General features: G+C 46.0%; 15 protein-coding genes. 7 read left to right on the top strand and 8 right to left on the bottom strand.

Annotation, left to right across the window (positions count from 1 at the left end; all coding sequences use genetic code 11):
- The first annotated feature begins 830 nt into the window (after positions 1 to 830).
- Positions 831 to 7,055 (top strand): putative Ig domain-containing protein, encoded by a 6,225-nt coding sequence (locus JK130_RS08215; RefSeq protein ID WP_218353836.1) that lies wholly within the window; start codon positions 831 to 833, stop codon positions 7,053 to 7,055.
- A gap of 534 nt (positions 7,056 to 7,589) precedes the next feature.
- On the opposite strand, the gene JK130_RS08220 is transcribed toward JK130_RS08215, so the two are convergent.
- On the bottom strand, positions 7,590 to 8,312 hold the full coding sequence (locus tag JK130_RS08220) for a haloacid dehalogenase type II (protein ID WP_246587738.1): 723 nt from the start codon (positions 8,310 to 8,312) through the stop codon (positions 7,590 to 7,592).
- A 205-nt stretch (positions 8,313 to 8,517) separates the two neighbouring features.
- Entirely contained in the window at positions 8,518 to 8,832 is a 315-nt protein-coding gene (locus JK130_RS08225; RefSeq protein WP_218353838.1) for a DMT family transporter, read from the bottom strand.
- Between the two features lie 217 nt (positions 8,833 to 9,049).
- Here JK130_RS08225 and JK130_RS08230 point away from each other — a divergent pair, with 217 nt between their 5' ends.
- The gene (locus JK130_RS08230; RefSeq protein ID WP_220099509.1) at positions 9,050 to 10,048 is read left to right on the top strand and encodes an aldo/keto reductase; all 999 of its coding nucleotides are present in this window, start codon (positions 9,050 to 9,052) and stop codon (positions 10,046 to 10,048) included.
- Positions 10,049 to 10,137: 89 nt separating this feature from the next.
- Here the strand turns inward: JK130_RS08230 and JK130_RS08235 are convergent, their stop codons facing one another.
- From JK130_RS08235 to JK130_RS08250, 4 genes are all read right to left on the bottom strand, one after another.
- Positions 10,138 to 10,536 (bottom strand): type 2 periplasmic-binding domain-containing protein, encoded by a 399-nt coding sequence (locus tag JK130_RS08235; RefSeq protein WP_218353839.1) that lies wholly within the window; start codon positions 10,534 to 10,536, stop codon positions 10,138 to 10,140.
- Positions 10,537 to 10,548: 12 nt separating this feature from the next.
- Positions 10,549 to 11,673: a porin gene (locus JK130_RS08240; RefSeq protein ID WP_218353840.1), complete on the bottom strand. Its 1,125-nt coding sequence runs from the start codon at positions 11,671 to 11,673 to the stop codon at positions 10,549 to 10,551.
- 239 nt (positions 11,674 to 11,912) lie between these two features.
- Complete coding sequence (locus JK130_RS08245) at positions 11,913 to 13,532, bottom strand: methyl-accepting chemotaxis protein (protein WP_218353841.1); 1,620 nt, start codon at positions 13,530 to 13,532, stop codon at positions 11,913 to 11,915.
- A gap of 407 nt (positions 13,533 to 13,939) precedes the next feature.
- The gene (locus JK130_RS08250; protein WP_218353842.1) at positions 13,940 to 14,623 is read right to left on the bottom strand and encodes a haloacid dehalogenase type II; all 684 of its coding nucleotides are present in this window, start codon (positions 14,621 to 14,623) and stop codon (positions 13,940 to 13,942) included.
- A 174-nt stretch (positions 14,624 to 14,797) separates the two neighbouring features.
- Here JK130_RS08250 and JK130_RS08255 point away from each other — a divergent pair, with 174 nt between their 5' ends.
- Positions 14,798 to 17,083, top strand: a complete 2,286-nt coding sequence (locus tag JK130_RS08255; protein ID WP_218353843.1) for a TonB-dependent receptor — start codon at positions 14,798 to 14,800, stop codon at positions 17,081 to 17,083.
- Between the two features lie 72 nt (positions 17,084 to 17,155).
- Here JK130_RS08255 and JK130_RS08260 read toward each other — a convergent pair whose 3' ends face one another.
- The gene (locus tag JK130_RS08260) at positions 17,156 to 19,429 is read right to left on the bottom strand and encodes a TonB-dependent receptor (RefSeq protein ID WP_218353844.1); all 2,274 of its coding nucleotides are present in this window, start codon (positions 19,427 to 19,429) and stop codon (positions 17,156 to 17,158) included.
- Between the two features lie 245 nt (positions 19,430 to 19,674).
- Here JK130_RS08260 and JK130_RS08265 point away from each other — a divergent pair, with 245 nt between their 5' ends.
- The 4 genes from JK130_RS08265 to acnA all read left to right on the top strand — a co-directional run bounded on the left by JK130_RS08265 (position 19,675) and on the right by acnA (position 26,489).
- A complete protein-coding gene (locus tag JK130_RS08265) occupies positions 19,675 to 20,694 on the top strand; it encodes a LacI family DNA-binding transcriptional regulator (protein WP_218353845.1) in 1,020 nt (339 codons plus the stop codon).
- A 118-nt stretch (positions 20,695 to 20,812) separates the two neighbouring features.
- On the top strand, positions 20,813 to 22,054 hold the full coding sequence (locus tag JK130_RS08270; protein ID WP_218353846.1) for an MFS transporter: 1,242 nt from the start codon (positions 20,813 to 20,815) through the stop codon (positions 22,052 to 22,054).
- Positions 22,054 to 23,556 carry an alpha,alpha-trehalase TreF gene (gene treF, locus JK130_RS08275; protein WP_218353847.1) on the top strand — a complete coding sequence of 501 codons (1,503 nt, stop codon included), beginning with the start codon at positions 22,054 to 22,056 and terminating at the stop codon, positions 23,554 to 23,556. The genes JK130_RS08270 and treF overlap by 1 nt, the downstream gene beginning before the upstream one ends.
- A gap of 212 nt (positions 23,557 to 23,768) precedes the next feature.
- The gene (gene acnA / locus JK130_RS08280; RefSeq protein WP_218353848.1) at positions 23,769 to 26,489 is read left to right on the top strand and encodes an aconitate hydratase AcnA; all 2,721 of its coding nucleotides are present in this window, start codon (positions 23,769 to 23,771) and stop codon (positions 26,487 to 26,489) included.
- A 69-nt stretch (positions 26,490 to 26,558) separates the two neighbouring features.
- On the opposite strand, the gene JK130_RS08285 is transcribed toward acnA, so the two are convergent.
- Positions 26,559 to 26,882, bottom strand: a complete 324-nt coding sequence (locus JK130_RS08285; RefSeq protein ID WP_218353849.1) for a DUF3392 family protein — start codon at positions 26,880 to 26,882, stop codon at positions 26,559 to 26,561.
- Positions 26,883 to 26,965 lie beyond the last annotated feature (83 nt).

Here is a 26,965-nt window from a genome sequence, read left to right on the forward strand (position 1 = left end):
TCTTTATTTAAATTCTCTGAAAACGCTCTAAAACATAAGCAAGGTTCTGAAATATTCTTAACCGTTAACTGCAACGTCAAACAGAGGTTTTAACGCCCTGTAGCGGTGTTCGTGTCAAAAAAATATCCTACGAATATTGGTATAGTTTTAATGCCCGGTTGCCCATCAAATTATTTAAGGTGCAATAAGTCCTGTTGGAAGAGCGTACGCCAGGGCATGGAAAGTAGAAAGAAGCGCCTATAAATAGGTATGTCGGTTACTACCTATGTATGCTTTCTATCAGGCCGGGCATACTAAACCGGGGACTTTTTTACGGTAAAACTTTGTGTTGAAACACATAGGTTTGCTGCTCAGGAAATCTTTCGAAAATCGCCAATGAGCTAAGCAAATTAATGGAGGGTTTTTTTTAATTCTAACATCAAGATTATTCACTTCTTCGCGTTAACGTCAAAAACAAAAAATTACTCGATAGCCCTTAGCAAATAAGGGACATAGTGACTTTTTTAAAATTCAGATAGGCAGCATCAATAGACATATTACGTTCTGCGGTGACCAAAATTCATTACCAAGATGGTGGCTTTTTTTGGCGCCCGAAAATGTCTGTTCGACGACAAAAATGATGCTTTTTTGAGGGCAAATGTTGCACAGGTCTTTCACTGAAATTTACTTTAAATACTCGTACAGAATTAGGTGGCAGGTTAAAAAGTTTTAAGGCTCATATTGGCAGAATGGCTAATAGACTATTACGCTTATTCAACTATCTTACGAAATGTAATTTGTTGACCAAAGTAATTTTGAAAATGTTCCCATATCATATAGATGGAGCTCATATGACTTCACCCTTATTTCGCTCTGCCCCCGTTATAGCGTTGGCACTCGCAGGCTTTGCAGTTAATGCAACGGCCTCGCCGAGTGCCCACCACGTATCTCAATCGCTGGTTGTTATCGACAGCGCCGCGCCTGATGCATCATGGCTTTATGACGAAGCGGTTAAAAATGGCCATAAAGCGGTAATTTTAAACTCAGATACCTCTGGTATTGAACAGTTGCAAAACGCATTGGCGTCTCATGAAGGCAAGATCGGTGACCTTCACCTGATATCACACGGCGCCGATGGCCAAATTTTCTTAGGTTCAGATATTCTCGGTGCCGATAGCGCGACCATGGCACAAATGAGCTCGCTACAGCAATACTTTGCTCCGGGCGCTGATGTTAAGCTTTACGGTTGTGATATTGCTAAAACAGATTCTGGTGAATATTTTGTTAATCAGTTGGCCGATGCAATGCAGGTTGATGTGGCCGCTTCTTCTGATACCACGGGTGGCGACAAATATTCGGCCAACTGGTCATTGGAGTATACGGTAGGGGACATTGACAGTGACCTTTTCGCAAAGCAGTCACAGCTAGCTCAGTATGACGGTTACCTTTCTCACTTCAGGGGCGGCGGTATAAAGTGGATCCCTGTAGATGCAGATGGTGACGGTCAGGTAGATGATGTTCGGTTGTATATGAATACAGCTTGGGCGGTTGATAGAGCTCCCACACCGGCATTATCAAGTACTCCGACCTTTAATATTGTAGAAATTCAAAGTCAAAAAGTACTTACACAAATTCGAGATTCCGATCCCAATAGCCAATATGATCAGCTTTCTCAAGTATTTGAAATGTATGATGTAGATCCAACAGTTACGTACAAGCTTCAATACGCCAGTGGCAACCGGATAGCTGAATTAAAAAATAATGCTAATGGCCCATGGGATATCCAGACCCTGGTGTATACCGGTAACGGCAACAAGCAGCCAGGTTTAGATCTCCCTATTGTTTTTGAAGTGCCCAAGCAAAATGGTGACGGCACTGTGTTGACCGACTGGACCTACCAAACCAATGTGGTGGATCCAAATGGTGATGAAATTAAATATAGACTTGCTAACCTTGAAGAGTTGGGTGGTGGCTCATCGGCAAACCCGCCGGGGATTGCGATCGATGAGAAAACCGGTGTAATAACCTGGACAGGTTCAGGCACCCAAACCGCCGGTTTGTATTCTGCCGGCTTTGTGGCCGAAGACTTAGATACTGTCGGTAATGTAAAGTCAAAAGCGCATTTCGACGTCATTCTGTATCTAATAGATGGCCCGGCGACAGAAGAGTATGCGTTTTCAGAAGACATTCCTGAAGAAACGAAAACGGTAATTGTGTCTCCGGAAACCCCGTTAATTTTTGCTATCGATGGGGTGAATGGTTCTACGGTAACCAGTACTAACCTTGGTAATTTCAGAAATGAAACCGGGGATCTAGTACTGACCACTCTGCCTTCTGGCGAGTATCAATTTAACGCAGCGGGTCTGGCCTCAGGTACTTACCCCATTACGTTTCAGGTTGAAGAAAACGGAAAAGTTAAAGCATACCAAACCATAAACTTTGTGGTTCCGGATCCCGAAGGCCCGCAACTAACTTATTATCCTGGCGATGGTGCCTATTCACTAAACGGCGATAAGGTATTTGTCGACGTGGGTCAGGATGCGCTACTTACCGATGTAGACTCTGTTGATTTACAAGGTGGTAAATTACGTATAGACACCACCAGAATAGATGGAGCCAGTGAAATACTTAATGTTGAAAACATCGGCACAGGGCCAGGCCAGATCAGTGTTGATAATGCCACCGGTATTGTTTCTTATGAAGGTGTACAATTTGCGACCATTAGTAGTTCGCAAAACGGGGTAGGCGCTCCGCTGGTGGTTGATTTTACCGGAAGTACATCATTGGATTCAGCTCAAGCTCTGGTAAGCGCGCTTACTTATGAAAATAGTGCCGCAACGCCTACTGATGGTCTGCGTACACTGTCGTTGGTTATGAGTGACGAAACGCAAAAAAGTAACCTGTTTAATACCAGTGCAACTGTGGGTTCAATTGCAAACGACGCCCCACAGGCCAACGGCACATTACCTAACCAGACCTTTTTAGAAAACGAGCCGTTTTCATTTGGTCTTCCGGCTAACTTTTTTACCGACAACGATGGCGATGCGTTAAATTATTCAGTAAGTGGTTTACCCGCCGGCGTGTCCTTTGACGCTGCTTCGCAAACCTTTACCGGCCCTACGGCAGTTGTTGGTCAGCACACTGTGCTGGTGAGTGCAGACGATGGTAAGGGTGGTACAGCTACCGCGCAATTTACCTTATTTATCAATGCCAATACTGCCCCTAATGTTGACAATACTATTGCCAATACCAGCATTGCTGAAGATAACGCAATGACACCTATTAACGTGGGTAACGTATTTAGCGACCCGGAAGGTAAAGCATTAACGGTTACGGTCACTGGCTTGCCTGATGGCGTAAGCTACGACAGCAATACGCAGGAAATTTCTGGTACCCCAACTACACCGGGCGACAGTGCTGTAACTATTACCGCTACCGACACGTCTGGTGAAAGTTCATCTACAGGCTTTACATTAACTGTAACCAACATCAATGATGCGCCGGTGGTAAATGCTGCACTGGTTGATCAAACCACAGACATCACCACCAGCCCTTCTGCATACCAGTTTGCCGCCAATGCGTTCACTGATGAAGATATTACTCAGGGACAGGCCGACGAACTAACGTTCACTGCTCAACTTGCTGATGGTTCGCCATTACCTGATTTTATCTCGTTAAATTCAGCTAATCGTACTTTTACTTATGTACATAGCTGGTACGACCGTGGCACTTATGACACCCGTGTTATTGCTACAGATAAAGCCGGGGAAAGTGTTTCGCAAGACTACGCACTTACAATCACCGGTACTAATACAAATCCAATGCGTCATCACTTCGATGGTTTAGATGTTAACGAAAACGGCAATGCGTTTTTTATGCACAATACGCTGCATTACATGGACAATGAGCAGCTACCGATAGATTTAATCTATACCGTTACTCAAACGCCTTCAGCGGGTGCATTGTACAAAAATGGTGAGCTATTAAGCGCAGGCGATACGTTCACTCAGCTTGATATTGATGAGATGAATGTTGTTGAATACCGTCATAATGGTTCAGAAGACCCTACTGATACTTTCTTCTTCACCCTTAGCGATAGCTTTGGTGGCTTTGTTGCCGAAGTTACTGACTTTGCGATTCGGGTTGCACCGGTTAACGATACCCCTGAGGTAAATCAGGGCCTGGCAGACCAGAACGCGATTGAAGGCGTGGCATTTAATTACAGCGTGCCCGAAACCACCTTTAGTGATATTGAAGGTGATGCACTGACATTAGAAGTCACCTCAGAACTACCTGCCTGGGTAAGCTTTGATGGGGTTACCTTATCTGGTACTCCGGCCCAAGGTGATGTAGGCGGATTCAATGTAACCGTTCAGGCGACAGACACTAGCGGTAGCTCTGTTGAAGAAACATTTGCTTTGTTTGTACTTAAAGATTCAGATGGTGATGGTGAACCTGACAATATTGACCCGGATACCGATGGCGATGGATTTATAAACTCTGAAGATGCGTTTCCGCTGGATGCTTCTGAGTGGGTTGATACTGACATAGATGGTATTGGTAACAATACTGATACCGACGACGACAACGATACTGTTGAAGATAGTCGTGACGCGTTCCCGTTAGATCCTAAAGAAACTCTGGACACTGATGTTGATGGTATTGGCAACAATGCTGATACTGATGACGACGGTGACGGTATGCCCGACGCCTATGAGCTTGAACAGGGTTTTGATCCGTTAGACGCGGCAGATGGTCTACTGGATTTAGACAACGATGGTTCGACTAACAGCGAAGAATTCGCTGCAGGAAGCGACCCATTTACTGATGAACGTGGCCCGGTATTTGAGCCCGTAGAGCCATTTATCATCAACGCTACAGGTACCTTTACCCGTATTACTGCGCAAATGATTGAAGAGGCCATTGAGGTTTCGGTAACCAGTGCTCTGGATGCAGACTGCTGTGAGCCAGAATTAATTGGTCTTGAGTCAAATGGTACACAGTTCAGACCTGGCAGACACACTCTTACCTGGAAAGCCGTCGATGCTAAAGGCAATGTGGGCGAAATTGAACAGATTGTCGATATTTATCCTCAAGTATCATTTAGTCGTGATGTTCAGGTGAAAGAAGGCTCTGTAGCTACCGTAACATTGATTCTAAATGGCGAATTACCTGAGTATCCTGCTACCTATAACTTTACGGTGAGCGGAACCGCCGATGGTGAAGACTATGAGCTGTCAGCACAGTCATTTACGATAGCCTCTGGCGCAACAGCAACCATTGATATCGATTTGACCGACGACGGACTTGGCGAAAATGTTGAAACGCTAACCCTGACCTTAGATGACAGCCATAACTTAGGTGCTAAACCTGACTTTACGCTGGATATCGTTGAAACCAATGCCGCACCACAACTGAGATTATCAACCTTTGTAGACGGTTCGCCTTCGGCGGTTGTCACTCCTGAAGATGGCATTTTGGTTATCGACTTAGACATTACCGATCCGGGCGATACTCACACTATTGAATGGGATGTTCCTGAAGGTATTACTATTGTTGAAGATGAAAATGGTAAAGCGATTGGTATCAGCGCGATTGGCTTACCGTTAGGACCTATCGACTTAACAGTGACGGTTACTGACAATGGCAGCCCTGCACTTTCAAGCATTGCAAATATTATTATTCCGGTAATCAGCGCGCGCGTTGAGTTAAGTGGCTCACAAGACTCAGACGGTGATGGTATTAACGATGCTGATGAAGGTTGGGCTGATGCCGATAGCGATGGCATTCCAGATTACCTGGACAACAATGATGTACCTTATTTGCTGCCTGAGCGTGGCATAGTCAGAGACGCGTATATTGTGGAAGGTGATGTCGGCCTGAAAATGAAACTGGGACGCGTGTCATCATTTAGTACCTTTACAGGCGCTCAGGTTACTGACGATGACTTTGCTAAGTTAGATATTGAACCAGATACCATTGAAAACGTGGGCGGTTATTTCGACTTTATCGCCGAAAGATTGCCAGAAGGTACGGTGTCTATAAATGTTGTATTACCCCAACGTGCCGCGATTCCTGAAGAAGCGGTGTATAGAAAGTATATGCCTGCTTCAGGCTGGCAGACCTATGTGGAAGATGGCAACAACATGGTTAAATCAGCCTTAGGTGAACCAGGTTACTGTCCAGCGCCAGGCTCGTCAGAATACACAGTTGGGTTAAAAGAAGGAGATTGGTGCGTGCAGTTAACGATAGAAGACGGTGGTCCGAATGATGCTGACGGTGAAGTAAACGGTATTGTTCGTGACCCAAGTGGTGTAGGCAAACCAGAGATCTTTGATAGCAGAGTGGTTGTTACTTCAGAATCTGGTGGTAGCTTAGGTATTCTATCTTACCTGGCTCTGGGTCTGGCAGTAGTATGGCGTCAAAAGCGCCTGCTACTGGCGCTAAGCCTGATGGTTACGGCTACTGCGTCGCAGGCTTCTGATAAGTACAAAATGTATCTTAAAGGGGGGTTGGGTAATGCAAAGTACAATCTTGATGAAAGCGATATTCGTCAACAGATAATGAATGTTTCAGATACGGCTGTTTTTGAGAGTATTTCTGAAGACAGCAAATCTTACTGGGTCGATTTTGGCTATCACATTACCCCAGAGTGGGCGGTAGAGATCGGCACCGTTGACCTGGGTGAAAACCAGGTCTCGTTTACCGACCGAATTACCGAGTTTGAGATTGATGAATATCTGGCTGAACTGAACTTTGAACATCCAAGCTCTGCTTCAGGCGAAAGTATCGCCATCTCTTATGGTCAGCAGATTAACGAAAACCTGAGCTGGAGAATTCGTGTTGGTAAGCTTTGGTACGATGCCGATTACAATCTACGTCTTGAAACCGGTGGTACGCAAGTAGATACCGGCCGGGAAAGCATCTCTGACAGTGATATGTTTTTCGGAGGAAACTTGCAATGGCATGTTTTCGAGCAATTTTCGGTAGGCGTGTCGGCCAGACGCTACGAAGTAGCAGGTAACTACGTCCGCTTGATTGGTTTTAACCTTCAATATCAGTTTTATGAGAAATAAAAAACGCTAATGTGTGACCGAAGATTGAGTTGTTAATTCGCTGAATCTTCGGTCATTTTATTAAAACTCAACTAACAAAATTTACCAAAAAAGTAAACCGTCAGACATTCACCGAAACTTGAAAGTATCAAGGTAAAAAAACAGTTAGCGTACTGTTACCCACTCTTAAACTCTCAATACCAATACTCTCGCCTTTTTATCTTTGCCCACCTCTACGTCTTTTCGGCGGAAACAATTTCAACCAGAACGCTGCCTCTAAACAAAAGCCAAGTATGATAAAAATAAATAAGCCTGTAGTGTGTCCATAGCTATAGGCGCTAAACGCGCCCGCGATAAGAATAAGAGCAACAAGACTGCGAAGAATAATTTGCATGTCGTTCCTTTTGAGCAAATGCAAAGTATCAGATGAATACGTCAACTAAACCGATTGCTGGCAATATCCGCTGAGGCAATACTTGTTTTTGGTAGGTTCCACGCCGGCATCACTCACAGCGTGAAGGCCAAAGAGTGTTACCGGGCAGGGAACTAACCGAGCTAGCGGGCCAGAATCGTGGCCAATTCGGGCAAAGTATTGATTTGATAATCAGGCGCTATGGCTAACGGGTACAGGACTTTGCCTTCACGGGCAATAAATGTAGCCTGTAAACCTGCGGCCTTAGCACCAGCAATATCCCAACCATGAGCCGCCACCAGCATAGCGTCTTTCGCTTTAACTCCGGCTTTTTCTAAAGCCCATTCATAAGTACGCAAATCAGGCTTATAGCGATTGATGTCTTCAACGCTATAACGCGCATCAAAATAAGAAAGCAAGCCAGCATTTTCAAACTGGGTTTTAACCCCTTTGTTTGATGAATTAGTTAAACTGATTAGGGTAAATCCTGCTTCTTTGAGTGCTTTCAGGCCGGCTTTAACATCTGAATGGGGCGGTAAGCTGCGTAATGGAGTGACGATGGCCTTACGAGCTGTATCTTCATCAAGCTCGACACCATTTGACTTTGCTACCATTAACAACGAGGCGACACCGATTTCTCCAAAAGTGTGAAACCGGCCAGTGGTATTATCGACCAAAGAGTGATGCAGCATGGTAGAAAACCATAGGCTCATAAGCTCGCTACGTCCGCCAAGAGCTTCTGTAACCGATACTTCCATGGCGTTTAAGTCTAGCAGGGTTTCATTGACATCAAAAAATATTACCTTGGGCGGATTATCAACGTTAGCCTGGGTATTCCAGCTGCTTACTATCAACATTATTACCATTAAGATACGCATCATTTGCTCTCCGGAAAGTTAACTTGAACGAATGTTCAAAGGCTATACTAGACTTTTTTACAAGAGTGTAAAGGTATCGGGGTTGTGAGTTGTGAATAACCATCTAAAAATAAAAGCAGTTTTACAGCGCAAGAGTGCCCACCCGCTTCGGCTATCTTATGCTGTAAGTAAGGGCGTAGCCTGAAACCTATTTTCAGGCTACTTTGAGTAAAACGACGCCCCCTACAATCATCAATGCCCCTAAATAGCGCAGAAATGAAGTAGGGTCCTGATAAAACACCACCCCTACGGCAAAAGTGCCTACTGCACCAATTCCGGTCCATACCGCATAGGCAGTTCCCATGGGGATTTGTTTTTGCGCCAGCCACAGTAAAAAACCGCTGGCTATCATAAAGACAACCGCAATAATGATACCTGAAATACGGGTTTCCGGAGATTGTGACATTTTCAAACCCACCGGCCAGCCAATCTCTAAAAACCCCGCTGCAATAAGATAAACCCAGCTCATACTCTTCCTTATAAAAAATTGCTCGCGCTGTCACTTAGTGTAACGAAGCCTTTTATACGCGAACAGGCCTGTTCAGGCCAGCGACCTGGGTATAAATTTAAACGAGTATAAGTGCGCCTTGAAAACTACCGATTTGTTATATCGAAGATGGTCTTTCCATACATGCCTGCGTACTTTGCCTTGTATCAATATTTTACCAACCAATTCAGGGGCGACAATGTCTTCGCGTAAAATTGCAACACGTAAGCTCGGTAAATCAGGCTTGCAGGTGACCGAGGTGGGATTAGGCTGTTGGCAGTTAGGAGGCGAGTTTGGTCCTATCTCTGAGTCAGACGCACACTCAATTGTAGAAAGCGCGCTTGATGAAGGCGTGCGATTTTTTGAGACTGCTGATGTGTATGGGGCCGGGCAAAGTGAAAACCACTTAGGCGAAGCTTTGTTCAAATCGTCAGCAACCACGGTAGTGGCGACCAAATACGGAAGAGCGCACGGTGTCTACCCTGATGGTTACAGCTTCAATAGTATGCGTGATTCGGTGTTGCGGTCACAAGATCGCCTTCAGCGCGATAAAATTGACCTGTTGCAGCTGCACTGTATTCCACATGAACAGCTTGAAGCCGGCCATGTGTTTGACTGGCTGGAAGAGCTGAAACTTCAGGGCCAGATCAGTCATTACGGAGCCAGTGTGGAAACGCTGGCGCAGGCAAAAACATGTTTAAAATATGAGGGTATATCCTCTATACAGCTTATTTTTAACCTATTCAGACAAACTGCTGTCGAGTCGCTTTTTGATGAAGCGCAACGCAAACAGGTGGGCATTATTGCCAGAGTGCCGCTGGCAAGCGGATTATTAAGCGGCAAACTAAGTAAAGACACTCATTTTGATGAATCAGACCATCGTTTTTTCAACCGGCAGGGCGACGCCTTTGCTATTGGCGAAACATTCTCTGGAATCGATTTTGAAACGGGTCTGAAACATGTCAACAGTTTGTATCGACACTACAAGCCAGCCACACTGAAGATGCCTGAATTTGCGCTTCGCTGGATATTGGCTCATCCTGCAGTGAGCTGCGTTATCCCCGGCGCCAGCTCTGCTGCCCAAGTTATTCAGAACAGCCGGGCAGCCAACCTTCCTCACCTGGAAAGCACCCTGCACAAGAATTTATTCAAGTTTTATAATGAACAGATAAAAACGACTATAAAAGGTGAAATTTAAAGTCGGGTTTTAATACATAATGAAAAAGGGATGCACAAGCATCCCTTTTTGGTCTCTTATCTTGCAGACTGGGTCTGCTGCGGTATCGGTTACAAGGTAAACAACACCTTTACGTCACCATTTACTGCACCCGAGTCAACCACACCTATAGCATCGGGGTTACTGGCTACTTCGCTCAGTACACTGGCGGCATTATCGGTCTTAGGGGGCCGTCCGCCGCCGGTAAACGCCAGTTTGGCCCAGTATGCTTTGTACTGACTTGGAGAACGGGCAAGAACCTTTTCGATAAACTCATCGGCAGGCCCACCCTGGGTCATGACTGGCGTTAAAGATTTGTTTTTTCCCAGAAAGACTTTTGATACATCATCTTGTGACAATGCAGCAGAATTGCCACTGTTAACCACTACTGCGACTTCGGCAAAAGCAGATACCGAGCTTAACAGTGTAAAAGTTATCAAAGAATATTTTATAGTTTGCTTTAATTTCATCAGAATAAACCCTTAAAAAACAGTAACAAGTGCAACCTGAATTAACCCGGCATCAGAGCCATCAGTCTGTTCAGAGTTGGTGTATTCCGCCTTAAGCGCGGCCGAGTCATGAAAATCCCAGCGAGCGCCAATGGTATAAAACGAGCTGTTGCGGGTACGCCCGGCAATAACCTGCTCAGTAGTGGCCGTTAACTGATCAAGTGTCGGGTCAATACCGCGTGGAATTGCAGACAAATCAACACCGGTTTCTGCTTTGTCACGGCCATACGTGCCGTGTACCAATACTGAGCCAAAGCGCTTGCCCGCCGAAACAAACCAAGGCTCAAAATCGCCTATCAGGGTATTATCCAGTGACGCTGGAATGTACTCAGCCACAAACAGCCAGTTTTGATCATCATAAATAACCCCAACCTCAACACCATCAACTTTATCATCCTGAATGTCCAGGTCACTGCCCACATAGCCAAACGGCGTTTGTTGCCATGCTCCCACAAGCGGAGCCAGCCCCAGGTCTGCAGACAGGTCAAACTGAACATACGTAGTACGGAAGGTCCACCAGCCATAGTTAACACTGGCCACTGTGCTGAATACTTTATCAACATCAAATGTGTTGCCATCAGGGGCTTCGGTATTTTCCTGGCCGTAGTAAACACGCATATTAATCAGGGCGTCGCCCACACTAAAGTCGTGAATTGATGAGATGCCATCAATGCTGTCAAAAAACGACTGATAAACCTCTGTAGGCGGGGCAATCCAGTGATAGGCGTAAGAAACATCCAAATAATCAGAGTACAAATAGATAGGAATACGCTGGCGGCCAACCTGTACCCGCCAGTTTTCCTGAACCTCATAAGACAAATACGCCCAGGTGAACTGCGGATCCCAGTCTTCAATTCCGCGGGCTCTGATTTGGGCAGTAGCGCTCAGGCCATCACCTAAGTCGGCGTAGGCTTGCAAGGCTAAAAATGAGCCGGTTTTAAAATCAACTTCACTGTCTGAGTAATTGCGTACTTCTGTATCACTGTCGGTTGGTAAACCCGCTGCCAATGTGCCAAAGCCGCTCAGCTGAATGTCGGCCATCGCATTGAACGAAAGAGCCAGGCCAGCAGCCAGACCAGAGAAAGAATTTAATTGCATCTGATATCCAAAACTAATAAATGAGAACCCGGCGTATACTAAAGCTTTATTACGTTTCGGCTATAGCCATAAAGTAGAGATTACATAGCGCTTGTGATAGGTAAGTATCAAAGTCAATACCCTGAAGCCGGGTATTACACTAGACATTCAAAGCAGAAAGATTTTAGTAAGAAAGAGGTGCGCAAACCTTTACCTGAGGTCGCGGGTTTGACGACCCATGACGACCTCAAGCAAAAATATTACACTTTAAACTGACGGGCGATGGCCTTTAGTCCGGTAGCAAGGTGTGCCAACTCGGCGCTGGCTGATTCGAGTTTTTGGGAGTTGTTGCTGGTTTCTTCCGTACGCTGAAAAATAGCATCCACGCTGTCGACAATATTTTTTGATGTCGCTTGCTGCGAGTCAGTAGACTGAGCAATTTGCGCATTCATCTGGCTAATCATGTTAATAGTATTGTTTATTGAGTCGAGACTGTGGCCAGCTTTATTGGCAGCCTCAACGCTTTCCCGAGCCCGATCGTTACCACTGTTCATAACCAGAACCGCCGATTGCGCCGCGCTTTGCAAACGCTCAATTGTGTTTTGAATTTCTTCCGTTGACTGCTGGGTACGTGAGGCCAGAGTACGAACTTCGTCTGCCACTACGGCAAAACCACGGCCCTGCTCACCAGCCCTGGCAGCTTCTATGGCGGCATTTAATGCTAAAAGGTTGGTTTGTTCGGCTATACCCTTGATCACATCAAGCACCGCCCCGACCTGATTAGAATCGTTTTCTAGCTTTTGAATCACCTCTGAGGTCTCGGCCACATTTTGCGCCAGACTTTCAATGCTGGCTACCGTATCGCCAACAACCCGCTTTCCTTCATCTGCGGCCAATGCGGCCTCGTTAGCCGCAGTAGACGCTTCGGCAGCGTTAGATGCGACCTGGTTTACTGAGTAATTCATGTCGTCAACAGCTGACTTTGCCTGGGTGGCTGAGTCTTGCTGATTAGCAATAGTTCGGTTGGTATCACTGGTCAGGCTATTTAAATTTTGGGCTAAATCAGACAAAGGTAGAGTGGTGTCCACAATGTCTTTCACCACATTTTGAAGACGCGCCATAAAGCGATTAAAGTAAGTAACCAGTTCGCCAATTTCATCTTTTGAATTTGAGTCAATACGTACCGTTAAATCGCCATTTTCTTCAGCAATATTACGTAATGAAAGAACCACTTGCTGCAATGACCCACGAATCTCAGAGACAATGGGCCAGGCGGTAGCAAATAAAATAATGGTGGTCACCAGGCCCATGATAATACCCAGATACATCAAAAACTGCTGAGCCTCACTGTAGTCTGTAAAGGCCATATCAAACACATCTGCCCGCTGTTGTTTAAAGGCGTTTAGTTCGGTGGTGACAGTATCGTAAGTGGTGTTCATTTGGTCGAGGCTGTCATTGAGTCGGGCAAAGTCAGCGGTGCCATCAAGCATCGACTGAGTAATGCCATAAGCTAACCGATAGTAGGTTTCGAACTCGTTTAAAATAACCGCAACTTCAGTAGAAAGCGCCGGGTCCATTTGTTGAATTTTTTTCAGGCTTTGCTGAACCGTAGTCGCTGATGTTGAAGCTAATTCAAGCGCATCAGCATCTCCGGTAGTCACGGCACCGGCCAGGGTGTCGCGCACTTTTTCAATGCTCACCAACGCGGTAGTGCTTAACTGCAATGCTGGAAAATCGATACTTTTTGCGTTTTCCAACTGATTGGCATTTTGTGTTGAAATATAGCTATTAATAAACACGAACAAAATAAAACTTACCGCCCCAATAATAGGGATCAGAAAGATTTTTTTGGCAACAGATAGGTGTAACAGAAAATTCATTTAAACGTCCTTTGCATCATTCGGCCAGATTTTAACCAACCGTGAAGAACTTATAAAAATAGCTGCTACCCGGGTTTTAACAATGTTTGATTGCAGCAACAATTGACCATCTTACTGAGGTTATCGGAATGAAAGGAATTGGACTTTAGATTTATTCTCTAATTTTTCATTAATTTTTTCGAATAAGATATGTTCGTATTTTTAAAACGGGCGGGATACATAAGCGCTAAAAGAGGGCTGTTTATGAATGCTTCACCGCTATTTTTTGGGGCAAACCCTTGAAGTGGTAACTGGTTATGGTGAGCAGTAATGTTGCAAGCCAGCTTCGTGCTGGTGGTAATACTTTACCTGGCATTGGTGCAAAAGCCAGCCCTGCTGGCAAACCACAAAAACAGCAGGGCTAAGACTCAGGCGCCTAGTTCATCGGCCAGTTCAGTAAGCGTAGCCACTGACACATCTGGCGAGAGCCCTAATGGGTACATCATTTTTCCGGGGCGCTCAATAAAAGCGGTTTGCATGCCGGCAGCTTTGGCGCCGCTAACATCCCAGCCGTGCGCTGCAACCATAAGTGATTCGTGAGTATCGGTTTGCATTGTTTTTACGGCCCACTGATACGCTTCTCCATGGGGCTTGAAGCGCTTAATAGAAGAAACACTTAACACCGCATCGAAATACTGGCGAATGTCAGCATTTAAGAGTTGACGATTAAGCCCCGCTTCGGCCGAATTTGAAAAGGCCACCAGAGTAAAGCCGTGTTGCTTCAACCGTGTCAGTGCATCTTTGACATCATCATGAGCAGGCAACTGAGTCATAGGTTCAGTAATGGCCTGTTTGGCCTCATCCATACTCAGTGTAATGTCTTTGCTGTGGGCGACCATTACCAGCGCGGCGGCGCCAATTTCAGCAAAATCATGGTATTGATTTGTCACAGTGTCGACCAGCGAATGGTGCAACAACTTTGAAAACCATACCGGCACCATCGACTCATCACCATTTAATACCTCGGCAATGGCTGATTTTAGCTCCTGCATATCTAACAGGGTTTCATTTACATCAAAAAAAAGTACTTTGGGGGTTGTTGCAAAGGCCATAAAAAGTCCTGTTATTTATAGAGTCTTAAAATATAAGAAAATTCTTAAAACGCAAAAGTTTTGCTTCCTAAACATATTCACTGTTGTATACTCGCGGCCCGATATATGAGCGCAAATCTGTGCATTATCTGTACAAAAACCAATTACAAAAGCACTCACCTGACGGAGAAAATCATGTCCATTTATTCGCTTAGTCTGCGAACATTTAACCCTACACGTCTTACTGCGCTAGCTCTGGCTGTATCGGCAAGCTTATTTCCTGCGATGTCGGTGGCTCAACAGGCCAGCAGCGACCCCGCGGCCGACGACACCGTCGAAAAAATCATGGTGACCGCCCGTAAACGGTCTGAAAGTATTTATGAAACACCTACCGCGGTTTCATCTATTGGCGAAGACCTGATTGAAGATACCAATGTGACTACTTTGGACGATATCGGTAAGTATGTCCCCAATCTGAATATCAGCCGCTACGGTGCTGGTAACAGCGGTCATGCATCTATCTTTATTCGCGGTATCGGGCTACAGGATCACGTTATTACCACAGACCCGGGCGTAGGTGTGTATCTGGATGGGGTTTATCTGGGGCGCCAGATGGGCGCAAACATGTCACTGCCCAATGTACAGCGTGTAGAAGTACTGCGCGGTCCACAAGGCACATTATATGGACGTAACACCTTAGGTGGTGCGGTAAACATCATTACCAAAGCGCCGGGTTCGCAAGACATCGCCACGGTGTCTGCAAAAGTAGGTACGCGTGGGCGTCTGGCCACGGACCTGTACATCAATAGCGATATTACCGATGACTTTAGTGTTTCTGCCTCAGGCTCTTTTAAACAGCGTAATGGTGTAGGTACCGCCATTAATCTGGAAAACCCAGAACGTGAAATCGGTGAAGAAGAAGAATACAGTGGCCGTATAGCTGCAAAGTATGACTTTACCTCAGATTTTTCGGTGACTTTGTCAGCAGACTTTGTTGAAAACGAAGCAGGACAGTCACCTTACACTATTGAGTTTACTGAAAATCGTCCTACTGAATTTAGTATCGACAACGGTGAGTTTTATTTGCTTAACCCGTCACTATTACCTGAAAACCCCGACGATCTGGGTACGACGGTAGCAGGTATCGAGTCGACTTCTTATTCAGGCTGGGGCACGTCATTAACCGCGTTGTGGGCGGCGACTAATAATCTTGATCTTAAGTTTATTGCCAGCAAACGTTCGTCAGAATACGAAGGTGGTCTTGACGATGACGCTTCACCGTTAAATTTATCAGAGTTTCCTGAAACTGGCGGCGCGGATCAAACCTCGTTTGAGCTGCAGTTAAACGGAACCTACGATCGCTACGACTTTGTTTCAGGGTTGTACTATTTTACCGAAGAAGGCGATACCACCTCAGGACCCTGGACCTTCAGCCCGTTCAATGTGCCTAATGGCTTATTAAACGATGGGGTTACGCCAGTTACTGAATTTTGTGGTTTTTGTGGCGGCTACGGATTTTTCGATATTCAGCAGGAAACGAAAGCCTATGCGGCCTATGTGAATGCTTCGTACAGTCTGACCGAGAAACTGAATATTGGCGGCGGTATGCGTTACAGCCGTGACGAAAAAGACGCCAACGCGTTATTTCCGTCCTTTGGTGGCGAACGGGCGTATCGTAATGCAGAATTTTCTGAATTTACCTGGGATTTAAACGCCGGTTATACTCTGACCGACGATTTAAATATGTACCTGGCCATTCAAAAAGGATATCAAACCGGCGGTTTTCCTCCTCGCCCGTTTGGTGGCGCAGCACAGTTTGTCTCATTTGATGAAACCACAGCCATTAACTACGAAGTCGGTTTTAAAGGTCAAATCAACGAGTATGTTAGCTTTATGTCAGCATTCTTTTTGACCGACTATACTGACCTGGCACTGCCATTTTCAGACCCGCAAGCGGGTGGCGGTTTTGTAACTATTGTGGAAAACGCCGGTGAATCGCGTTCACAGGGTGTAGAGCTTGAGCTCACGACAAATGTTACCGATGACTTTGTTATTCGCTCGACCTTTGGTTATCTGGATGCCGAAATTACCTCTATTGATGATGGGGTAGTGGGCATTGGTGAAGGAGACTCGCCGGCGTTGTCACCCAAGTGGACAATTATGGTGGCACCCACTTATTATCATGAGCTTAATAATGGCGCTCTGATGACCTTTAGTGTTGATTATTCTTTTCGGGACGAAATGCAGGGTCAGTCGGTTTTCAACCCGAATGAAACGATGGAGTCACGGGAGCTGGTTGGTTTCAATGTTAGCTATGAAGCACCGGCCGGAGACTGGAGCCTGAGCCTGTACGGTAAAAATGTCTTTGACGAAGTTTATGATCAAGGCCGTTTAGCGCAAAATGGTTATGTAGGAATTGTACGTAGTAATGATCGCAGCGAGTTTGGCCTGCGCTTTAACAAATCATTCGACCTGTATTAATCATTTATAATCGTGTGTAATGAAAAAAGGAGAGCTTCAGCTCTCCTTTTTTGTGTTTGCTGGTTTATGGGTTTAGTAAAACAAATAAGCAACGCTTAGTTTCATACTGCGAGGCATAATATACCGCCCGTTAGGCGCATCGGGACTACGTGGATCGCCTTCGGTAATACCTTGCTCGTCGGTCAGGTTGTCTACTGACAACTGGAGCTTCAGTGAGTCAACAGGTTCAAATATCACACCTACATCAACCTTTTCATAGCCTTCTAAAACCACGGTATTTTCGTTGTTGCCAAACCTGTCATCTACCGCTGAAACGGTACCGTAGACGCTGGCGTACATACCATTTACATCAAAGGCATAGCTGGGTGTCAGACGTACCTGCCAGCCGGGCTGACGTTGAGCTTCGTTGCCTTCGTTAGTGGCACTGGCAGTAATTTCAGTTTCCTGAAACGTCCCGTTCAGGTTTAATGAAAAACCTGAGTCATGCTGATATTTAGCATCCAGTTCTACGCCATAAGCTTCATTTGTTAAAATTTCAGCGGGCACCCCGGGCAGGCGTACAAAGGTGTCGCCTTCAACTTCGTTTGCAAATGCGGTGGCAAAAAACTGAATGCTTTCATTCATATACTTATAGCCAAGCTCGCCCTGGGTAACCTTTTTAATAAGGTCGTTACCGTCAGTGTACGCACCAAAGTTATCTCTGAAATCATCAAAGTAAGGCATTTTATAGCCTTGGTTCATACGTACAAATACGCCGCTAAAATCATTTAGCGAATAGTTGGCGCCCGCCGTCCATGAAACCTTGCTCTGGTCATAGTTTACCGCTTTGGTAATCTGGCCATCTAAGCCTTCATCTACCGAGTAACTTACCTCGTGAGTTTCATGACGCACGCCAAGATCAAAGTCTAAATCGGCCGTAGCATACCATTTAGTGGTGGCATAAAATGCAGTAGTACTGGCATCGCCTACAGAGTCTATGTCATACGAAAAGCCACAACCTTCAGGGCTGTCATTACACGCGATGCCCTCTAATTTTTCGCCGCCAGGGGTGAGTACATAATAGGCCTGGTTGCCAAGACTCCACCAGTCTTCCGCTTTTGTTGTTGCCGTGTAAAGCCCTAAAGACGTATCAAATGCATCCCAGGCTTTTGACACCGCCAGGTCATTGGTAAACGCTTCAATATCTTTTTGAACCACCCAGCGACCTATTTGCTGAACCGGCGTATCGCCCGCGTATTGTTCACCGGTGACGGCACCCATAGCGCTCATGTTGTTATCTGCAACCTGCGCCAGTGTGGTCGCGGCACCATTGGGGACCAGACCATAGGTATTGGCCTGACCTTTGGTTAAATTAAAGCGGTCGACCAACTGCCATCCAGCACCCAAATCTAATTTAAGACTACCGCCACTTACATGACCATCCCAGCCTCGTCCATTACCAAAGTCAAAGCTTTCGGTAGTGTTTTGCGGACCATAGGTAATAGTTGCCTGACGATTCAACGGACCTATCTGGGTATAGTTTGCATCAATGCCTTCTACATTCAGCGGGGTAGGCAGATACCAGGTACCATGGTCGTCAGTTTGACGGGTATAAAGGTTTAGCTGTCCGTTATCAAATTCTTTGGTTATGTTGAACGTAAACTGATTGCCTTCTTCTGAGCGAAAACCTGCATCACGAATACCTTCTGAGCTTTTTATGTAACCGCCCACCATATAATACAGGTCGTCAGCCAAGGCACCGCTTGCCATCACATCAACCCGATTCAGGCCGTAGTCAGATACGGTATATTTAGCCAGTCCCTCGGTGGTATCGCTGCCGCGTTTTAGTCGAAAGTTTGTGGTTAACCCGGGCTGGCCATTGCTAACTACCGGGTTTGGACCGCCTCGTAACCCTTCCACTGTTTCAATGGTTTCGTCAATTCTGAAAAGCTGAGAGTTTTCCAGAAATGAAAGCGTTGAAGCAGGATAAATTGGTGAGCCTTCTAAAGAGATAGTCAAAAATGGGGCATCGCCACCACCAGGAAAGCCACGTACAAATACGTTCGCGCCCGATTCACCACCAGAGCTTTCGACCCATACACCGGGAATCGCCTTAAATAGGTCAGCGGTAGACTTGGGCGCCAGTTTCTCAATATCACTGGCATCAATATTGGTAACCGCAAAACTGGCATCAATTTTACGAATGCCGGTACCACCAGGAGTTCCGCTAACGACAATAACCTCAGTATTCTCTGATGTTGCTTTAGCAGGGGTATCCTGCGGGGCATCTTCCTGAGCGACAACTGACTGGCTTAAGGCTGCAGCAATTGCACTGGCTAATACTTGTTTCAAGAACAGCGGCTTCATAAGTACTCCTGATGAGCATGAAATTTGTTAATTAAACACATGTCAACGTTAATGAATCGTGACATGCCTGGGAAATTGGAAACAAAATAACGACATTTGCAAACGATTGCAATAATAAATGCAATCGTTTGCAAATTGCTGGGTTGGTTTAATGTTTCTTTGTTTTTCCCTGAAAATAACTGACATAGGCATCGAGCATAATTGAGGTTATAGTGGTCATTAGAATAGTCAGACAGAAAAAATTGATGTTGGACAGTAAATTAACTTTGGCAAAACTGGCTGAATTGGCAGGTGTTTCTCCTTCCACGGCTTCACGGGCGTTAAACAATAACCCGCTTATAAAACAAGAAACCCGCGATAAAATTCGGCGGCTGGCACGCCAGCACAACTATAGTGTAAACGCCGCTGCCAGTCGTTTGCGCACCCGTAAGACTCATGTGGTCGCGGTTATTCTTAATCTTATTGAAAACACTGAGCAAAGCACCACCGACCCCTTCTTATTGAAAATAGTAGGCGATTTGAATCAGGCGCTAAATGCGCGGGGTTATGAATTGTTACTGTCTAATTCGTTTATGGCTTCTGATGACTGGGCAAACTATTTTATTCACAGTCAGCGTGCAGATGGCATTATTGTAATAGGTCAGGGTAAAACGTCTGACAAAATTGATCAGGCCGCTGAACAACAGATTCCTATGGTGGTTTGGGGCGATGCCACGGCTAAAACCCGTTATCCCATTGTTGGCGGCGATAACTTTGCCGGGGGGCTGTTAGCCACTGAACATCTTATAAACCAGGGCTCCAAACGAATTATGTTTTTGGGTGACCCTGGACATGCTGAAATGCAGGAACGGTTTCAGGGTTACGGCAGGGCGCATAGCAACGCCCAATTGTCTTTGGATGAGGACCTGACGGGTGCTATAGATATTACCTCAAAAGCAGCGTATGCCTTTATTAATCAGCGGATTCGTTCTAAAGGGTTAGACTTCGATGGTATTGTGGCAATGTCAGACATGATTGCCTTAGGGGCATTAAAGGCCTTAAAAGAGCGTTATGTTGGTATCCCTGGCGATGTTGCCATTATTGGCTATGATGATATTCCCTTGGCAGAGCTCATGCACCCCTCATTAAGCACCATTTTTCAAGACACTCAGGCGGCGGCAGAAGCAATGGTTACGCAGCTGCTTAATCAGCTTGACGGTACGCCAGCCAATAGCCAGATCATCGACACGTCACTGGTAATTCGGCGCTCCTCCGAGGGAAAGTAACGGTTTTAGTCTGCAAAACTACCCGAATAAGGAATAATGATGCCTAATAATGCAAACGATTGCATTATTAGGCATGCAGCTATAGACTTCAGGTAAAACATTAACAAGGTGTTCACACATGTCTAGATTCTGGATTATTGTTGCTATTGCCGTGTGCTATTTTGTGTTCGCTATTATGCTAAATAGTGTGGGCACAGTTATTTTGCAGGCGATCAATTCATTTGGTGTCTCAAAGCCAGAGGCTAGCACTTTGGAAGGATTCAAAGATTTGTCCATCGCTATAGTTTCGTTTGCGGTGGCGTCTTTTATCCCCAGAGTAGGCTACAAACTGGCTTTGTTAACCGGACTTTTGATGGTGGCCATAATCTGCGCCATGACTCCGGTCATTGCCAGCTTTTGGGTTATTCAATTGTTATTTGCGGTTGTCGGTACTGCTTTTGCACTGGTGAAGGTGTCGGTCTATGCCATTATTGGGCAGCTTTCCAATGACACTCGCGGGCACAGTTCGCTGATGAATACCATAGAAGGTATTTTTATGCTGGGAGTGCTTTCTGGCTACTGGATTTTTTCAGCATTTATCGATCAGCAGGATTCTGCCTCTTTAAGCTGGCTAAATGTGTATTACCTTTTAGGCGCTATCACCCTGATTGCCATCGGCTTAGTGGTTCTGGCGCCCATCAGTAAACCTTCTGCCGACGCGTCGCAGGAACCTGCGAGTAAAGCTTTTATCGATATGCTTCGATTAACTTACCAGCCGCTGGTTCTGATTTTTGTTATTTCTATTTTCTTATACGTACTGATAGAGCAAGGTATCGGGTCGTGGCTACCTACGTTCAACCGCGAAGTGCTGGGTCTGCCGGTCGCCGTCAGCATTCAGATAACCAGTATCTTTGCTATTGCCCTGGCGGTAGGGCGGTTATCAGCAGGTGCCATATTGACCCGGGTGCACTGGTATCCATTTTTAAACAGTTGTCTGGCCGGTATGGCCGCGATTATTGTTTTGAGCTTACCTTTGGCTGAAAAAGTTGACGAAACCATGATACATAACTGGTCCGATGCACCTTTGGCGGCCTTTTTAATACCGCTGATTGGTTTAATGATGGCCCCTTTATATCCGGTTATTAATTCAGTAATGCTCAGTGCGTTACCTAAAAAACAACATGCTCCTATGACCGGCCTAATCGTGGTGTTTTCAGCACTGGGGGGCACGACAGGCTCCATTTTTACCGGCTATATTTTTGATGCTATGGGAGGGCAGCAGGCCTTTTATTTTTCTTTGGTTCCTATCGCCGGCATTCTGATTTCTCTGTATTTTTTTCGTCGAATGTCTGCCCAAATCTCGTCTAATAAGGAAGCGTAATGAACGACGCTCATAAACAAAAGTGGCAAGCGGTACTGCCATTTTTTTCAAGCAAACTGTTTCAGGAAGTGCAGCAAAAACCCGTTTTTGAAGACAGTAAAACCTTCGCCGATGCCTGCGTCACCAGTGACTGGCAAAGTGTATTAACACAGTATGAAGCAGGCCACAAAAGACCTGATTTTAATTTGATTGAGTTTGTAAATACGCATTTTGTTTTACCTGAGGCAACGCCAGATTCAGCTTCGGTAACCTCTGTCAGCGCGCTGGATTATGTACACAAAATGTGGGACGTGCTTACCCGACAGCCGGATACTCGGGATAACAGTAGTTTAATTGGGTTAAGCCGGCCTTATATTGTGCCCGGCGGGCGCTTCAGAGAAATTTATTACTGGGACAGTTATTTCACGGCCCTGGGCCTTATCGATTCAAAGCGTCACGATATGGTCATTAATATGCTGGAAAATTTCTTAGATATCCTGAATGAAGTAGGTTGTGTTCCTAATGGCAACCGGGCGTATTACCACACCCGCAGTCAGCCACCGATACTGGCGTTAATGTTTGAGCTGGTTGAAGAACACTTATCGGTAGCGCAAAAAAAACGGGTGGTAACCGGACTACTCAAAGAGCATGCATTTTGGATGCAAGGCGAAAAAGATCTAAGTCCGCAGCCATTATCGGCAACATGCAGAGTGGTGCGCATGCCCGATGCCAGCGTTTTGAACCGGTATTACGATAATGCTGATACACCCCGCCCCGAATCCTGGCGAGAAGACATAGAAACAGCCAAACAGGCAGGGGCCAAATCGGATGAGTTTTACCGCAATATACGGGCAGCCTGTGAATCAGGCTGGGATTTCAGTTCACGCTGGTTGGCAGAACCTGACTCTTTGGCCTCTATTCGCACCACCGAGATTGTCCCGGTCGATTTAAACTCGCTGTTATACCGGCTTGAAAAAACACTGGCGCGCATTGCTCCTACCGCGTTACAGCAACAACATTTTGACCAGCGGGCGACTGCACGTAAACAGGCGTTACAAACCTTTTTGTGGAGCCACGATTACTACTATGACTTTGTTCTGAGTGAAGGGAAATGTTCGCCGGTAGTGAGCGCAGCCGGCGCTGTGCCACTGTTTGCGCAAATTGCTACTACAAGCCAGGCCAAAGCAGTGCAGCAAAAGCTGGAGCAATGCTTGTTAAAAGCCGGGGGCATTGTTACCACCAGCTTAGAAACAGGCCAGCAGTGGGATACCCCCAACGGCTGGGCGCCTTTACAATATTTTTGTGTGCAGGGGTTAATAAATTACGAACATCAGGGGTTAGCTGACACTATTATGCAACGCTTCATAAGCACCGTAGAGCACCACTACGAGAATAATGGCGTGATGCTTGAAAAATATAATGTTTGCACCCCGCACTTGCGCGCTGGTGGGGGTGAATACGACATACAACTAGGCTTTGGCTGGACCAACGGCGTATACAAACGCTTTAAAACCTGGTTATGACCTAAGACTGATTTGGCCTGAGTCGGTTGGTCTTATGGATAAAACAGGTCAAAGCCCTTCAATAGTTATAAAAGAAGGTAACTTTTGATGGCGCTTTAAATGAACTTTTTTTCACCTGAATACCGTATGAATCCACACACTTACCCGCCCGGTGCGACTGTTGTTGCGGATGAATCTTGCCGGGCCATGTAACTCTAAAGGATGGTTATCAGGTGAAATATCAGACATTTTCCGAGCTTAATGTTAACGATCAGCAATATAAGCTGGTTAGTTTTGACAAAATAAGCGAACAACACGACTTATCTCGTCTGCCCTTTTGTATCAAAATTTTGTTGGAAAACCTGATTCGACACGAACAGGAAGATTTTGTCACCAGCGAAGATATAGAAAAAATAGCAAAGTGGGACACCAGCGACGAAAGCCAGCAGGAAATCTCATTTGTACCTGCGCGAGTTATTTTACAGGACTTCACGGGCGTGCCTGCTATTGTTGATTTGGCCGCTATGCGCGATGCCGTGGATAAACTGGGCGGCGATGCCCAGGTTATAAATCCACTAAACCCTGTAGAGCTGGTTATCGACCATTCGGTTATGGTGGACCATTTTGGTGATAAAGATTCTTTTGAAAAGAATACCGACATTGAGATAGAGCGCAATAAAGAACGCTATCAGTTTTTGAAGTGGGGCCAGTCTTCTTTTGACAACTTCAAAGTGGTCCCGCCGGGTCGCGGTATTGTGCATCAGGTCAACCTTGAATATTTGGCACGGTGTGCATTTACCAAAGAACAAGACGGCGAAACCTATGTTTATCCAGATACTTTGGTAGGGACCGACTCTCACACGACCATGATCAACGGCCTGGGCATTCTGGGTTGGGGTGTAGGCGGTATTGAAGCCGAAGCTGCTATGCTGGGGCAACCGGTAACCATGCTGGCGCCAAAAGTTGTGGGTCTTCGTTTGTCAGGTAATCTGAATGCCGGAGTCACGGCCACTGATATGGTACTGACCATTACCGAGTTGTTGCGTAATCACGGGGTAGTGGGTAAGTTTGTCGAATTCTTTGGTCCGGGCATTAAGCATTTAACCACCGCCGATCGCGCGACTATCGCTAATATGGCGCCTGAATATGGCGCTACCTGTGGTATTTTCCCTATCGATCAGGTGGCCCTGGATTACCTTGAGCTTACCGGTCGTGATGAAAGTCAGATTAAGCTTGTAGAAGAATACGCAAAAGCCGCTTCGCTGTGGCACGACGACCACAGTAAAGATGCGGTATACCATGAAACCCTTGATTTAGATTTAGGCGATGTAGTGCCATCACTGGCAGGCCCTAAACGTCCACAGGATCGTATTCCACTGGACAAAGCGGCCGGCGCATTTAAAGACTGGTTCAACTCGCAAATTGACTTTAAAGAAGTGGAAACCGAAGAAGAAAAGTTTGTCGCTGAAGGCGGCGATATGTCCGAGGTCGACGAAGAACACGATTCTTATGTAGAATTCCAGAACGAAAAATTCAACCTTGAGAACGGTGCAATTGTCATTGCAGCAATCACCAGTTGTACCAATACTTCTAATCCCTCAGTTCTGATTAGTGCAGGTTTGGTGGCCAAGAAAGCGGTCGAGCTGGGTCTGGCTCGCAAACCGTGGGTGAAAACCTCTCTGGCCCCCGGTTCACAGGTGGTTACCCAGTATTTAGAAGACGCCGGGTTAATGGAGCCGTTACAAAAGCTAGGCTTTAATCTGGTGGGTTATGGCTGTACTACCTGTATTGGTAATTCGGGGCCACTGCCAGATGAAATTAACCGGGCAGTACGTAATGCAAATCTGACGGTCACCTCTGTCTTATCCGGTAACCGTAACTTTGAGGGACGTATTCACCCCGACGTCGCCGCAAACTATTTAGCTTCACCACCTTTGGTCGTGGCCTACGCTTTGGCCGGTAATATGAATATAGATATTACCACCGAGCCGTTGGCGACAGATAAAAATGGCAAACCGGTATATCTGAAAGATTTATGGCCAGACGACAAGGACATTAAGTCGATGGTTAAAGAGTATGTCTCGGGTGAATTGTTTAAACAAAAATACGCAGATGTATTTAAAGGTAAGCGCGTTTGGAATGAGCTGGAAGTGTCATCAGCGTCGGTTTACGACTGGCCCGAATCAACTTATATCAAGCAACCGCCATTTTTTGCCGACATGGGCGAAAAACCGGACGCATTGGAAGCGATTCGTGATGCACGTTGTTTGGTTAAGGTGGGCGACTCTATCACCACTGACCATATTTCGCCGGCCGGGGCAATTGCTCCAGATAGCCCGGCAGGTCAATACTTACAAGATAAAGGCATTGAGCAAATACACTTTAACTCTTACGGCTCGCGCCGGGGTAATCATGAAGTGATGATGCGCGGCACCTTTGCCAATGTCAGGCTCAAAAACCAGCTGGCTCCCGGCACTACCGGAAGCGCAACTACCCATTACCCAAGCGGCGAACAGATGTCGATATTTGACGCAGCAATGAAATACCGCGACGAAGGGGTAGGCGCAATTGTGGTGGGTGGTAAAGAGTACGGAACCGGCTCTAGCCGCGACTGGGCAGCCAAAGGGCCCTCGTTACTGGGTGTTAAAGCGGTGATTGCTGAAAGTTACGAGCGTATTCATCGTTCTAACCTCATTGGTATGGGTATCTTGCCACTGCAGTTTAAACAAGGCGATAGCGCCGACTCGGTAGGTATTCGCGGAGATGAAACATTCTCAATATCGCAGGTATCCCGTGACAGCAAAGAAGTACAGGTGACGATGATGCGCGACTCGGGCGAGGTCACTGAGTTTAGTGCCGATGTGCGTATTGATACAGCAAACGAATACACCTATTTTGAAAATGGCGGTATTCTGCATTATGTAATTCGTCAGTATCTTCAAAAAGCAAAATAAGCTATTGATTACAGGCGGCTTTCGAGCCGCCTTTTTTATGCCGGTATCAATATTGGGATTGGATTGAATTTAAAGATAGCGACGTCGTTCTGCAAATAAACCCACCGCAAAAAAAGCTGAAACAAACACAAACCCCTGCAAATACCCGGGGAAAAAATGAATTAAATGCAGGACAAAAGGAGCCCCGAACAAGGTCAGTGCACCGTAACCAAAGGCGCACAGCAATACAAACAAACTTACCCGTATAATAAAGTGGCATGGCTTTAAAACCTGCTTTACGTATTTGTTTATAATGTCACCAAATACCACCAGCAATGTAGCAACCAGCATCAAACTCATTTGGTTAAAATAAGGCGACAACCAGCGTGTAAGCTGGGCGAGCAACTCAATCATAATGGCATTCCTGACACGACCGCAGATATTGGGCACGACAAATTTTGGCGCTAGTGTAGCGATTTTGAAGCTAAATCGCAGCA

This window comes from Alteromonas lipotrueiana (genome assembly GCF_019249245.1).
Lineage (GTDB): Bacteria > Pseudomonadota > Gammaproteobacteria > Enterobacterales > Alteromonadaceae > Alteromonas > Alteromonas lipotrueiana.